Annotated in this window: 16 protein-coding genes and 1 pseudogene; 13 read left to right on the forward strand and 4 right to left on the reverse strand. The window is 70.5% G+C overall.

The window, feature by feature from the left end; all coding sequences use genetic code 11:
* The first annotated feature begins 73 nt into the window (after nt 1-73).
* Nucleotides 74-775, forward strand: coding sequence for a class I SAM-dependent methyltransferase (locus O3X23_RS20045; protein WP_269272809.1), 702 nt, complete (start codon nt 74-76; stop codon nt 773-775).
* 121 nt (nt 776-896) lie between these two features.
* Here O3X23_RS20045 and O3X23_RS20050 read toward each other — a convergent pair whose 3' ends face one another.
* Nucleotides 897-1,106 carry a hypothetical protein gene (locus tag O3X23_RS20050; protein ID WP_269272810.1) on the reverse strand — a complete coding sequence of 70 codons (210 nt, stop codon included), beginning with the start codon at nt 1,104-1,106 and terminating at the stop codon, nt 897-899.
* A 118-nt stretch (nt 1,107-1,224) separates the two neighbouring features.
* On the opposite strand from O3X23_RS20050, the gene O3X23_RS20055 reads away from it, so the two are divergent.
* The 10 genes from O3X23_RS20055 to O3X23_RS20100 all read left to right on the forward strand — a co-directional run bounded on the left by O3X23_RS20055 (nt 1,225) and on the right by O3X23_RS20100 (nt 10,481).
* A complete protein-coding gene (locus O3X23_RS20055) occupies nt 1,225-2,430 on the forward strand; it encodes a bifunctional adenosylcobinamide kinase/adenosylcobinamide-phosphate guanylyltransferase (RefSeq protein WP_269272811.1) in 1,206 nt (401 codons plus the stop codon).
* Nucleotides 2,431-2,807: 377 nt separating this feature from the next.
* On the forward strand, nt 2,808-3,944 hold the full coding sequence (gene cobT / locus O3X23_RS20060; RefSeq protein WP_269272812.1) for a nicotinate-nucleotide--dimethylbenzimidazole phosphoribosyltransferase: 1,137 nt from the start codon (nt 2,808-2,810) through the stop codon (nt 3,942-3,944).
* Between the two features lie 105 nt (nt 3,945-4,049).
* Nucleotides 4,050-5,831, forward strand: a complete 1,782-nt coding sequence (locus O3X23_RS20065; RefSeq protein ID WP_269272813.1) for a phosphatidylglycerol lysyltransferase domain-containing protein — start codon at nt 4,050-4,052, stop codon at nt 5,829-5,831.
* Nucleotides 5,828-6,538 (forward strand): hypothetical protein, encoded by a 711-nt coding sequence (locus tag O3X23_RS20070; RefSeq protein WP_269272814.1) that lies wholly within the window; start codon nt 5,828-5,830, stop codon nt 6,536-6,538. The genes O3X23_RS20065 and O3X23_RS20070 overlap by 4 nt, the downstream gene beginning before the upstream one ends.
* A 9-nt stretch (nt 6,539-6,547) precedes the next feature.
* Nucleotides 6,548-7,381, forward strand: coding sequence for an adenosylcobinamide-GDP ribazoletransferase (locus O3X23_RS20075; RefSeq protein WP_443047906.1), 834 nt, complete (start codon nt 6,548-6,550; stop codon nt 7,379-7,381).
* A gap of 70 nt (nt 7,382-7,451) precedes the next feature.
* Nucleotides 7,452-7,661 (forward strand): type II toxin-antitoxin system VapB family antitoxin, encoded by a 210-nt coding sequence (locus tag O3X23_RS20080; protein WP_269272815.1) that lies wholly within the window; start codon nt 7,452-7,454, stop codon nt 7,659-7,661.
* Nucleotides 7,658-8,080 (forward strand): PIN domain nuclease, encoded by a 423-nt coding sequence (locus O3X23_RS20085; protein ID WP_269272816.1) that lies wholly within the window; start codon nt 7,658-7,660, stop codon nt 8,078-8,080. The genes O3X23_RS20080 and O3X23_RS20085 overlap by 4 nt, the downstream gene beginning before the upstream one ends.
* A 122-nt stretch (nt 8,081-8,202) precedes the next feature.
* Nucleotides 8,203-8,610, forward strand: coding sequence for a hypothetical protein (locus O3X23_RS20090; RefSeq protein ID WP_269272817.1), 408 nt, complete (start codon nt 8,203-8,205; stop codon nt 8,608-8,610).
* Between the two features lie 70 nt (nt 8,611-8,680).
* Nucleotides 8,681-9,511, forward strand: coding sequence for a hypothetical protein (locus O3X23_RS20095; protein ID WP_269272818.1), 831 nt, complete (start codon nt 8,681-8,683; stop codon nt 9,509-9,511).
* 91 nt (nt 9,512-9,602) lie between these two features.
* On the forward strand, nt 9,603-10,481 hold the full coding sequence (locus tag O3X23_RS20100) for an AraC family transcriptional regulator (RefSeq protein WP_269272819.1): 879 nt from the start codon (nt 9,603-9,605) through the stop codon (nt 10,479-10,481).
* Nucleotides 10,482-10,509: 28 nt separating this feature from the next.
* Here O3X23_RS20100 and O3X23_RS20105 read toward each other — a convergent pair whose 3' ends face one another.
* From O3X23_RS20105 to O3X23_RS20115, 3 genes are all read right to left on the reverse strand, one after another.
* Nucleotides 10,510-11,124: an SMI1/KNR4 family protein gene (locus O3X23_RS20105; RefSeq protein ID WP_269272820.1), complete on the reverse strand. Its 615-nt coding sequence runs from the start codon at nt 11,122-11,124 to the stop codon at nt 10,510-10,512.
* A 97-nt stretch (nt 11,125-11,221) separates the two neighbouring features.
* Complete coding sequence (locus O3X23_RS20110) at nt 11,222-11,659, reverse strand: hypothetical protein (RefSeq protein WP_269272821.1); 438 nt, start codon at nt 11,657-11,659, stop codon at nt 11,222-11,224.
* A 73-nt stretch (nt 11,660-11,732) separates the two neighbouring features.
* Nucleotides 11,733-12,041, reverse strand: a complete 309-nt coding sequence (locus tag O3X23_RS20115) for a hypothetical protein (RefSeq protein ID WP_269272822.1) — start codon at nt 12,039-12,041, stop codon at nt 11,733-11,735.
* On the opposite strand from O3X23_RS20115, the pseudogene O3X23_RS20120 reads away from it, so the two are divergent.
* Together O3X23_RS20120 and O3X23_RS20125 are read left to right on the forward strand one after the other, a co-directional pair.
* Nucleotides 12,019-12,213: pseudogene (locus O3X23_RS20120) on the forward strand (IS5/IS1182 family transposase); the annotation flags it as partial. The gene O3X23_RS20115 and the pseudogene O3X23_RS20120 overlap by 23 nt on opposite strands.
* Before the next feature lie 62 nt (nt 12,214-12,275).
* Nucleotides 12,276-12,812, forward strand: coding sequence for an SMI1/KNR4 family protein (locus tag O3X23_RS20125; RefSeq protein WP_269272823.1), 537 nt, complete (start codon nt 12,276-12,278; stop codon nt 12,810-12,812).
* Nucleotides 12,813-12,815 lie beyond the last annotated feature (3 nt).

The following is a 12,815-nucleotide window of genomic DNA, read 5'->3' on the forward strand; positions in this document are numbered from 1 at the left end:
CGGCTTCGAGGGCGGCGCGCCCGCCTGGCTGGAAGGGCTGGGCGGCCTGCGCAACGTCGTCCGCCAGGAGCTGGTGGCGCGCCAGCTCGACGAGCAGATAACGGCGCGCTTCGCCGTGGGCCGCCGGCTCCGGGTCCTCGACGTCGGCCCCGGCCAGGGCACCCAGGCACTGCGGCTGGCCCGTGCCGGGCACCAGGTCACCGGCCTGGAGTCCGACCCGGCGATGCTCGACGCGCTGCGCACCGCGCTGTCCGTCGAACCGGAGGGCATACGCGAGCGCGTCTCCCTCATCGCGGGCGACGGCCGCGAGACCGGGCGGCACTTCGGGCCCGGCAGCTTCGACCTCGTGCTCTGCCACGGGGTGCTGATGTACATGTCCGAGCCCGACCCGATGCTGGCGGCGCTGGCCAGGGTGCTCGCACCCGGCGGTCTGCTCTCGCTGCTCGTGCGCAACGCCGACGCGCTGGCCATGCGGCCGGGGCTGCTCGGCGACTGGCCCGGGGCGCTGGCCGCCTTCGGCAGCCAGACCTACACCAACCGGCTCGGCCTCGAGGTGCGCGCCGACCGCCGGGAGGCCGTGACCGTGACCCTCAACGGGCTCGGCACCCCGGTGGACGCCTGGTACGGGGTGCGGGTCCTCACCGACGCCGCGCCGAACGACGCGGCCCTGCCGGCGGATCTCGAACCGCTGCTGGCCGCCGAGGAGCGGGCCGGGCGGACCGACCCGTACCGCGCGGTGGCGGCCCTCCTGCACCTGTGCGGAGTGCGCTCCTAGGACGCGAGGGACGCGGCACGCAACGTGACGCCGGGGTCGATCCGACCGGTCCGACCCGTACGGGTCGGGAGGGGCGCGAGGGGCGCCCGCCTCCGGTGGGCGCCCCTCCCCGTCGGACGAGCTACTCCTCGTTGCCGTGCAGGCTCATCGGACCGTAGATCTTCGTCTCCCCGTCGAAGAGGACGACCTGGTCCGCACCGCCCTCCACCAGGTCCTTCCAGAGCTCACCGATCCAGGACTCGGCATCCCCCTGGGTCGTGAACTCCTCCGGCTCCACCGCGGGCGCAACCTCGGTGCCGTCGGCCTTCTCGAACCGCCACGTCCACGCCATGTATTTCTCCTCGGTCCTCGGTCCACAGCTGCTGCTGTCCGTCGTGTACCTGTCCCGCAGGGTAACCGCATGGCGGACCCGGCGAGCCCGCCGTACGCGGACGCGAGACGATCAGGGGGTGGAACTGACACTGCTCGGCACCGGAGGCCCCGAGGGCCTGCCCCTGCCCGACTGCCCCTGCGCCTCCTGTGCGGGCGCCATCGGCGACCGCGACGGGCCGCGCGCCGCGACCGCCGTCCTCGTGGACGGCGTGCTGCTGCTCGACCTCACCCCCGGCCTGGCCTTCGCGGCGGCCCGCTCCGGGCACTCGCTGGGCGGCGTGCGGCAGGCACTGCTGTCGCACCCGCACGACGGGCCCGCGGTGGAGATCCCCGCCGGCCTGCCGACGCCGGGCCGCGTACCGGACGGGCAGGAGCTGACGCTGCTGACCGGGCACCGGGTGCGCGCGGTCCCCACGGACGCGCCCGGCACCGGCTACGAGGTCGAGGGGCCGGACGGCATGCGCGCCCTCTACCTGCCGCCGGGCTCCGCGCCGGCCGGGGTCCAGGAAGCCGCGGCCCCGTACAACATCGTGCTGTTCGACGCGGTCGACCGGCCCGACACGCTGGCCAGGCTGCGCGCCGCCGGCGCGGTGGGCGCGACCACCGACGTCGTCGCGGTGCACCTCGACCACAACGCGCCGCCCGGCGCCGAGCTGCGCCGCCGGCTCGCCGCGCTGGGTGTGCGCGCCGTCCCCGACGGCACGACGCTGACCGCCGGCGACTACCACGACGTACCGGACGTGCCCCGCCGCACGCTGGTGCTCGGTGGCGCACGCTCCGGCAAGTCCGCCGAGGCGGAACGCCGGCTCGCCGCGTTCTCCGACGTCCTGTACGTGGCCACCGGGGGCGGCCGCGAGGGCGACCAGGAGTGGGCGCGCCGCGTCGCCCTGCACCGCGAGCGCCGGCCGGGCACGTGGGCGACGCAGGAGACCTGCGACCTGGTGCCGCTGCTCGCCGCGGACGGGCCGCCGCTGCTCATCGACTGCCTCGCGCTGTGGCTGACGTCCGCGATGGACTCCGTCGGCGCGTGGGACGACGACCGGTGGTCGTCGTCCGGTGAGCGCGCACTCCCCGACCTCACCGCCGGGTTGACGGCAGCGTGGCGGGCGACGCGGCGCACCGTCGTCGCGGTCAGCAACGAGGTGGGCTCGGGGGTGGTACCGGCGACGGCGTCGGGCCGCCGGTTCCGCGACGAGCTGGGGCGGCTCAATGCGGCGGTGGCTTCGGAGTCGGAGCATGTGCTGCTGGTGGTGGCGGGTCAGGCGTTGACGCTGCGCGGCTAGGGGGTGGGTCCGGCGCCGGGCTCTCCGGTGCGGGGGTGCGAAATCGACTATTTACGAGCCTGGCGGCTCACAAATAGCTCGGCAGCATTTCGCACCCCCGCACCTGCGACCCCGTCCCCTCGCGTCACCGACAGGTCTGCGGTGGTGCGAGCCTGCCGGCATCCGCGGGCTGGTTGGGTAGGTCCGCGGGCGCGCTGGGGCTGGGCGGCGGCGAGCCGTGCGGGCGCACGCTTGCGACGGCTGTCGCGAGCCCCGGCCGGCGCGGACGGTGCGCCCCGGCCCCAAGGGCCCGCGCCGGGCCGCGCACCATCCCCCGGCCGGTGGCCGGGAGGCGCCCCCTTCCCACCAGCACCGGCGCAGCCGGTACTGTGCGGCGAATGAGCGGCCTGAATCTTGATGACTTCGGCTCCCTGGTGGAGCGTCCCGACGCCGGTGTGCGGCGTGACGCGCAAGACCGGTGGCAGCGGCTGGTGAGCCCGGCGGGCGCTCTCGGCAAGCCCGCGGAGCTGGCGGAGTGGCTGTCCGCTGCTCAGGGGTGCGTTCCGGCGCGGCCGATCGCCCGGCCGCGGGTGCTGCTGTTCGCCGGGGACCATGGTGCGGCGAGTCTGGGGGTCTCGGCGCACGAGCCCGGTACGGCGGTGGCGCTGGTCCGGACGGTGCTCGACGGGGGCGCTCCCGTGAACGTGCTGGCCCGTCAGTTCGGGGCGCAGATTCGCGTGATCGACATGGCGCTGGACTGCGACCCGGCGGAACTGCCCGCCGACGTCACCGCGCACCGGGTGCGCCGCGGTTCGGGCCGGGTGGACGTGGAGGACGCGCTCACCGTCGAGGAGGCCGAGCTGGCCTTCCGCGCGGGTATGGCCATCGCCGACGAGGAGGCCGATTCCGGCACCGACCTCGTTCTGCTCGGTGACATCAGCGTCGGCGGCACCACTCCCGCCGGCATCCTCGTGGCGGCGCTGTGCGGTACGGACGCCTCCGTGGTGACCGGCCGGGGCTCCGGCATCGACGACCTCGCGTGGATGCGCAAGTGCGCGGCGATCCGTGACGGGCTGCGCCGGGCCCGTCCGGTCCTGGGCGACCAGCTCGAACTGCTGGCCGCGAGCGGTGGCGCGGACTTCGCCGCGATGACCGGGTTCCTGCTGCAGGCGGCCGTGCGCAAGCTGCCCGTCGTCCTCGACGGAGTCGTCACCGCGGCCTGCGCCCTGGTCGCGCAGCGCGTGGCGTTCCGGGCCCCCGACTGGTGGCTGGCGGGCCAGGCCAGTGGCGAGCCGGGGCAGGCCAAGGCCCTGGACCGGCTCTCCATCGAGCCGCTGCTCGACCACGGCGTTCAGGTCGGCCAGGGCACCGGCGCGCTGCTGGCGCTGCCGCTGCTGCAGGTCGCGGCGGCGCTGGCGGCGGAATTGCCGGACGTGTCCGGCGAGCCGGTCGTGGAGCGGGTCCCCGAGCCCGCCGGGGAACCCGTCTCCGTCACGTCGGACGAGCCGCCCGCGGATCCGGTCGAGGGCCGGTAACGCGGCGATCCGGCCGCTCCCTGGCGGCCGGAACGGGTGTTCGGCCGGAACCGGTCGGCCCTCCTGTGACGAGGATCCGGACATTCCGTCATAAGATCCAAAACCATGGGAACGGGCAGCACGACACCGGGGCGCACGGCGCAGGACGGGGAGAGCCGTCCGCATGTCTGGGGGCAGCGCTCCGCCGCCTACGCCGTCTGGTACCTGCGGGTCGTCGCGTTCCTGAACTTCCTCGGGGCGGTGTGGGTCTCCTTCGGTGCCGACATCCGCCGGCACAACATCGAGGACCTCTTCACCCCGTACCTGCTGACCGCGGGCTTCACCACGGGTGTGTTCGCGCTCTTCTTCGCCGTCACCATGCGGCGGCGCAAACGGGCCGCGTGGGTGCTCAATCTCGTGCTGAGCGGGCTGTTCCTGCTGGTGCTCGCGCTGTCGATGGCCGCGTACGGCGAGTTCCGCGGCCACGTGCAGAACTGGATCACGCTGGCGCTGACCGGCTCCTTCGTCGCCGCCCTGCTGGTCGGCCGCCACGAGTTCCGGGCCAAGGGCGACCGCTCCAACCCCCTGCACGCGGTCCTGACCGCCGTCGGCGGCCTCATCGTGGGCTCGCTGATCAGCGCACTCCTGGTCCTGGCGACCAACCGGGAGCACGGCTCGGGCTTCTGGGACGGCTTCCGCTACGCGATCAAGCGCATGATCGCGCTCGACCCGAATGACGACAATTTCGCGAACATCTCAACGCCCGGGTGGGTGGATGTCGTCATCAACGTCATGAGTGCGTTGCTCTTCCTGCTGGTGCTGTACGTGGCGTTCCGTTCGCCGCGCGGCCGGGCCCTGCTCGGCCCGGAGGACGAGACCAAGCTGCGCGGGCTCCTGGACCGCTACGGCGACCGGGACTCGCTCGGCTACTTCGCGCTGCGCCGCGACAAGAGCGTCATCTGGTCGCCGAGCGAAAAGTCCGCGATCGCGTACCGCGTCGTCGGGGAGGTGTCGCTGGCGTCCGGTGATCCGATCGGCGATCCCGAGGCCTGGCCCGGCGCCATCGACGCCTGGCTCGCCGAGGCCCGCGAACACGCCTGGGTGCCCGCGGTGATGGGTGCGAGCGAGGAAGCGGGCGTGATCTACGCCCGGCACGGCCTGGACGCCCTGGAGATCGGGGACGAGGCGATCGTCGAGACCGCCGAGTTCACCCTGGACGGCCGCGCGATGCGGAGCGTGCGGCAGGCCTACAACCGCGTCAAGCGGACCGGTTACACCGTCACGATCCGTCGGCACGACGACATCCCCGCGGACGGGATGGACGCGGTCCTGGAGCACGCCGACGCCTGGCGCGACGGCGAGACCGAGCGCGGCTTCTCGATGGCGCTCGGCCGGCTCGGCGACCCTGCCGACGGGCGCTGCGTGATGGTCGAGTGCCATGACGGCGAGGGCGTGCCGCGCGCGGTGCTCAGTTTCGTGCCGTGGGGCCCGCGGGGGCTGTCGCTGGATCTGATGCGCCGGGACCGCGACTCCGACAACGGGCTGATCGAGTTCATGGTCATCGAGCTGATCCAGCGCGCCGACGAGGTGGGCGTGCGGCAGATCTCGCTGAACTTCGCGATGTTCCGCTCGGTGTTCGAGCGCGGCTCGAAGCTCGGCGCCGGACCGGTGCTGCGGTTCTGGCGCTCCCTGCTGACGTTCTTCTCGCGCTGGTGGCAGATCGAGTCGCTGTACCGGGCCAACGCCAAGTACCGGCCCATCTGGGAGCCGCGCTACCTGCTGTTCGGCAAGAGCAGCGAGCTGCCGCGGATCGGTATCGCCAGCGCCCGCGCCGAGGGCTTCCTCGAAGCGCCGCGGCTGCCGTCCCCGCTGCGTCGACGTGACCGAGAGCGGACCGCTGTCAGGTGAGCCCGTTCCTCAAGCGGTTCCGCGATTTCGCATACGTCGAATGGGGCGTTATATACCGAGACGTCACGTTTGAGCTGCGGACGAAGAAGCTGCGCGCGGTGCCCATGACGCTGGGCGCGTGCGCGTTGATCCTGGCTCTCCAGGTGATCCAGCACTCGGGGAGCACCGGCACCCAGTGGGTCAACCGGGTGGGCGGCGTCTACGCGACGCTCCCGTGGTGGAAGGCGCTGCTGCGCACTCCGCTGTCGCTCTTCGTCCCCGACCCGTCCCTGCCGGTGTGGGGGCTGATCGCCCAGGTCGTCTTCATGTTCGGCATCGCCGAGATGACGGTCGGCAAGCGGCACACCCTCGGCATCGGGCTCCTGGCGACGGTCGCCGGCACGTCGTTCGCCCGGTACTCGCTCGCGGTGGGCCCCGACGGCTTCCTCGGGCTGCCGGTCTCCACCCTGGTCGTGCGCGACACGGGCCCCTCGGCGGCGGTCGTCGCGCTCGGCGTGTACGTGGCCTGCCGGTACCGGGCGTGGTGGACGGGTGGCGCGCTGATCGTCGCGATGCTCGTCGAGGTCGTCTTCATCGTGAACCTCGCGGGCTTCGAGCACCTGACGGCGATCGTCGCGACGCTGCTGCTGTGCGGCCTGGAGGGCCACCTCCGGCGGCGCCGGGAGGCGGCGCTTCGGCCGGAGCCGGCGCGGCGGACCCCGGGGTAGCCTCACGCGGTGACCGACTCCGACTCCCACGCCGACTCCGGCTCCGACTCCGACTCCAGCTCCGGCAAGCCCTCCGCCGCGGACGCGCTCCGCTTCGCGTTCGGCACCCTCACCGCGCTGCCGGTGACCGTGACCCGCTGGGACCGGCCCGCCGCACGCGGCGGGATGCTGTGCGCGCCGGTCGTCGGCGCGGTGGTGGGCCTGTGCGCCGCCGCGGTCGGCGGAGCGCTGCTGCTCCTGGACGCCTCCCCGCTGCTCGCCGCCGTCGCCACCGCCGCCGTGCCCGCCGCCCTCACCCGCGGCCTGCACCTGGACGGCCTGGCCGACACCGCCGACGGCCTCGGCAGCGCCAAGCCCGCCGAGGACGCCCTGCGGATCATGAAGCAGTCGGACATCGGACCCTTCGGCGTCCTGACGCTGCTCTTCGTCCTGCTCACCCAGGTCGCCTGCCTGGCCGCCCTCTACGCCGGCAGCTGGTCGCACGGCGCCGCCGCGGCCGCCGTCTCCGCCGTCGTCGCCCGCACCGCCATGACCCTGGCCTGCCGCGACGGCGTCCCCCCGGCCCGCCCGGACGGCCTGGGCGCCGCCGTCGCGGGCACCGTTCCGCTGCGGACGGCGGCCGTGGCGGCCGCCGGCGCAGTGGCGCTGGCAGCGGCGTCAGGATCCCTCTTCGGCCTGACGGGTGCCTTCCACTTCGCCCTGTCAGCCCTCCTCGCCCTCACCGCAGCCGAACTCCTCCTCCGCCACTGCCGCACCCGCTTCGGCGGCATCACGGGCGACGTCTTCGGCGCCCTGTCGGAGACGGCGGCAGCAGCGGCGCTGGTGGTCCTGACGCTGGGCTGACGCCTCACGCGTTGCCTGACAGGCACCGCCGTATATACACTAACCGCTAACCATCTATATGGGAGGCGTCATGTCCAAACTGCTCCTCGAAGTCGACGACGACGCCCTCGCGAAGGCCGCCGAGCTCCTCGGCACCTCGACCAAGAAGGACACGGTCAACACCGCCCTCCAGGAGATCGTCAGGCACCGCAGCCGCGCGATAGCGCTGGCCGAGATGCGCGAGCTGGGCGCCCAGGGCGACTTCGACCTCCTTCTCGACAAGGAGAACTTCCGCAGGTGACGACGGTCTCCTACCTCGCCGACACTTCGGCCGCCGCCCGGCTGCTGATCAGCGACAAGTTCGACGCCCAGTGGGGGCCCGCGCTCGGCAGCGGACTCATCGCCCTCTGCGACCTCACCGAGCTGGAGATCCTCTTCTCCGCCCGGTCGCGTTCCGACCGTGGGGCGAAGCAGGAACGCCTGCACCAGATCTTCAACTCGGCCCCGACGCCCGACGGCATCTTCCGACGGGCCCGCGAGGTCCAGGAACTCCTGACGGGGCACGGCGAGCACCGCTCGGCGGGACCGGTGGATCTCGTCGTGGCGGCCGTGGCGGAACTCTCGGACCTGACGCTGCTGCACTACGACGCGGACTTCGAGACCATTTCCAAGCACACGCACCAGCGCACGCGTTGGCTCACCGAGCCGGGCACCGCCTGAATTCGATCTCCCGTTAGTGGGGATGGTGTGGGTGTGGGGCGGGAGTGCGAATTTCTTCAATAATCCCTGCCGCCGGGAATGGAGGGTGAAGGGGTTCCATTCGGCGCTCGGAAAGGAATCCCATGCGTAGATCCATCGTGGCCACCGCGCTGGCTGTAGCCGGCCTCGCGGGAGGCACGCTGTTCGCGGTCGCGCCGGCCGCATCCGCGTCCGGCCAGGCCTGTGCCACCAAGTCGCTCTCCACCGCCTACCGGGCCCACGGCTCGACCGTCAACAAGTCGGGCAGCAGCGGCTGCAGCGACCTGAACCTGACCTACTCGAACGACTCGACGTCCAACCTCGGCGACTCGTACGCCGGCTTCTACCGCAACTCGTCCGGCAGTTGGATCCGCGGCTCGCGCGGCTACGTCTGGGCCGATGACGGCAGCCACAGCCCGTGGATCGTCCTGCTCTCCGACGTCAGCTCCGGCACCCCCATGGGCGTCGGCAGCTACTACGACGGCGGCGACAGCGTGACCGTCGCCCACTGACCCGACCGTCGGACCGGGCCCCGGGTCACGCCCGGGGCCCGGTCGCGGGACCCGCGTCCTGGAGACCCCGGTGCTCAACAGAGCTTTCGCCATCAACCTGACCTGCGCCGTTATCGCCCTGGCAGCAGCCGGATGCACCGGCACGGCTGCCACCGAGACCCCGACCCCTTCCGTCGCGGCACCCCCTCCTGTGCGGACCACCTACGACATCCCGGCGGACCTCACGGCCCTGATCCTGCCCACTACGGGCGTGGAGTCCCGGGGCAGCCAAGGCCTGGACCTCTTCGCCCAGACCATCGGCTACACCGCCACCCGCACCTGCGCCCGGTCCGCGCGCGTCCCCATGCCGGAGATCGCTCCCCCCATGCTGACGCGCTTCCTCGACCTGCCCGACCTCCAGCTCCTCCGGGCCCACGGCCTGAGCACCGACACCCCCGCCGACACCACCGCGTCCACCGCCCCGAAGGGATCGGCAGCGGCAGCGGCCCAGGACCGCTGCGTCACGGAGGGAGGCGCCGCCGCCCAGCGGTTCCGTGCCCTCTACGCGTCCTTGCAGGGGCAGTGGTGGCGCGACATCACCGCGCTGCGGGACCGGCCGCCGGTAGCCCAGGCATTCCACTCCTTCTCCCGGTGCCTGCGGGATCATCAGCTGAAGGCCCACACCGAGAGCGATTTCTTCGCCCTAGCCGACGCGAGCCCGCACGATCTCGCGCTCGCGCGCATTTATGCGACATGCATGGTCCCCGTCGAATCCGCACGGGATCCTCTCCGCAAGGAACTCCGCACCTCATTCGTCGCCCGCCACGGCAGTGAGATCAACACCATCCGGAATTCCCTCGTCCCAGGAATCCGCCAGTCCGAACGGACCCATGGAATCCGTATCGCCTTCCCCACTTCCTGACCGACTCTGACCAAAAACCGCACCCCTGTTCCCTTCCCGACCCCGCAGGATGAGGTGGAAGCACGGTTACGGGACTACGGGGGAACGGGCTATGCAACATCTGGCAAGTCCTGAGGGCCACTGGGAGGTGGCGACGGCGCTGCCGCACGCGCGGCTGCGGCCGGGAGTTCAGCAGTACCGGGGGTTCCGGTTGGACCTGGGCCTGCCGCGGCAGCGGCTGGAGGTTCCGGACGGCGTCGTGACGCTGGTGTTCTCCTTCGACCACGAGCTGCGGGTGACGGAAGCCGCGACACCGTCGGCTCCCGGCAGCGCCCACCGCTCGATGCTCGTCGGACTGCGCACCACCGCCGGCCTCGGGCGGCACAGCGGCCGGCTGTACGGATTGGAGGTCATCCTCACGCCGTGGAAGGGATATTCACTGTTCGGGATCCCGATGCACGAACTGGCCGACACGATCGCCGACCCCATCGACCTGCTCGGCCCCCGCTGCCGCGATCTCGCCGACGCCCTCGCCTGCGCGCCCGGCTGGGCCCAGCGCTTCGACCTGCTGGACGCAACCTTCCTCCGCTGGTCCGCGGACGCCGTTCCGGCCTCCGCCCGCGTCCAGTACGCCTGGCGGGAACTCGCCAGGACCTCCGGAGCCCTGCCCATCGGTCAACTCGTCGCCGCCACGGGCTGGGGCTGGCGCCAGTTGGAGAACCGCTTCCGCGCGGAGATCGGCCTGACGCCGAAGGGCGCGGCCCGCGTCATGCGGCTGCGCAAGGTGCTGCGACTGATGGCGGAGAACCGGCCAGTGGCCGGCATCGCCGCCGAGTGCGGATTCAGCGACCAGGCGCACCTGAACCGCGAGTTCAAAGCAATGATCGGCCGCACCCCCCGCCAGTTCCGGACCGCCCGAGCCCTCGACTTCACGGGCCCACCCACGGTCGACCGGGTGGACGGCCAGGTCACGAGCGTGGTCCTGTCCTGACGCTGCCAGCGGGTGCCCGCAGCGCCGCTCAGTTGTACTCTGCGTCGGCGAACGGGTCCGGCTCACCGGTCCACGGATCCAGCCCGGCGGCTCGGAGACGTTTCTCCTCATTCGTATGCAGGAATTGTGGATCTGCCTCTCCCCACAACGAAAGGTCACCCAAAGGACACTCATCAAACTCCGCCCGGAACATACGGAGCAAGAAATCCGCCATGCCACAGTTGAACACGGTCCACTGTCGGTCGTCCTGATTCCATACCATCACCGGCCAGCGGTCAGGGTCTGCACCATCGGTTACCCAGCAGAGCAGGTCGGCACTGGCATCAACTCCCCAAACCACCAGGGACGAAGATGCAGTCACCACTCCTTGCCCACCCGGACGACGATCCCAGTTGGCGCGAGCGTTGCGTGTCTCGGAAATCATGCCTTGAAATGCGGCATCCAATCCAAAGGGCTCCGGCGAGATCGTTGCCAAGTAATTGTCGATAGCGCCCCCGCCGTACACCTCCATGAACCGCTTGTAGTCCACAGGGAACTGGAATCCCCAGCCCTGTTCAACCGCAGCCCAGTCCACAACATCGCCCGCACCAGCGTGGGGCGGCATGATCCGCATCAACGCCTGGAAATCCGCTTCGCTCGCCATACTGCACGTCCTCCTTAGATGATCGGGCTGTTGTCCATGGCGCTCCAGCGGGGTAGCCCGGTCGGCCATCCGCGCGGGCACTTTCCTCGACAAAGGATCAGTTCAAGGAAGTCAACCACTCCGCGATCGAAAATGAGCATTTCGGCACATTGCCGAAAGACGACCGCCACACTCCATCCGCTGTCCCCGATCGGCGGCAGAAGGAGACATGAATCGCCATTCCAGTCATGGTATCCCCAACGCACAATATCGTCCCAGACGCGCAATATTCGCTCGGGGACCCCTCGTTGCCATCATGCACCTCATGAAGAATAAGCCGCTCCTCGCGAATGAAATCGAGAAGAGGATCCGTTCCATCGGGATGAGGGATATAGAGATGCCCCGCCACCACGGGATATCCGTAACCATCGACAAACTCTCGGTAGTCCATCGGCAATTCGAACCCGAGCCAGTCGTCAATCGCCGCCCAGGACTCCGCCTTCCCAGATCGAAAATTCCTTCGCTCTCCGAAAATCATCTCTACTCTTTTACTCACCGCAAATTCCCCTCCTGTATGTCCGGGCTGAACAAATGGGATCATCGATCCCAGCCGCACCAGGTGCTAGGCATCATCTAGCGCGCACTACCGAAAACCGCGGCTCACCCAACTGCTCTATGGTCGGCTGATCCAATGGAGAAATATCGCCGCAGAGCCACGCCACCAGAAATCTGGCCAAGGCTCCCGGGCACTCCCAAAAGAAATCACTTCTACTCGCCGTGACCACCGCTACAGCGCGGGAACTTTCGAACCGCCAGTAGTAGCTATCTCCGGACTGCGAGGCACCCCAGGGCAGAAGCCCCTCGCCATTCACCAACGGACGATACGTGGTGAATTCGGCGTCATAGCTTTCCTGCAGATCTTCCACATCCGAAGCCACCCCCTCGATGCTCGATGACATCCCACCCGTTCGGGGGCCCGGACCTCAGTCCGTCTTTGCGGGCCGTGGCTACGACCACGACATCTACCGCCACCAGGTTCGGGCCCGCGGCATCCTTCCGGCCATCGCCCGTTGCAGCACACCCCACGGCAGCGACCTGGGCGCCTATCGGCGTTGTCAGAGGGAGGCCTGATGATATTCCCGGCCAGTCACATATCAGGGACGAGGGAAGACATGCCATCGCCATTGGAACGCCTCCAGGCACTGCTCGGTGAGCCCGAGGAGGCGTGGGGCTGGCCGCGCCGAGAGGTCTGGGATGCCTCCGAACGGCACCTCGGTGTCACGCTGCCCGCAGACTACAAGGCCTTCATGGACGTGTACGGGCCGGGAACCCTCGGCGGGTACCTCCACCTGGACCGGCCGACGGGTCTCATGACCCCTGCCGAACTCGAGGACTTCTGGTCCCAGGAGGCATGGCGCGATGCACGGAGAGGGTCGGAGGACCTCTACCCCTTCCCCTTCCACCTCGACCCTGGTGGGCTCATCCGCTGGGGCCACGACGAGCACAGCAGCGAGTACTACTTCCTGGCCAGCGACCCGGATCCGGGCAACTGGGAGATCGTGGTCGGCAGCGAGTGCGCAGAGTGGTACCGCACCAGCGGCACCTTCACCGACTTCCTGATGCGCTGCTTCGACGGCCTCGACCGGGCGCCGTTCATGGACCGCGCCTGGCCCGGAGGCGACGCCCGCTACGAACCCTTCGACATGTAGTGC

This window comes from Streptomyces sp. H39-S7 (genome assembly GCF_027158205.1).
GTDB lineage: Bacteria > Actinomycetota > Actinomycetes > Streptomycetales > Streptomycetaceae > Actinacidiphila.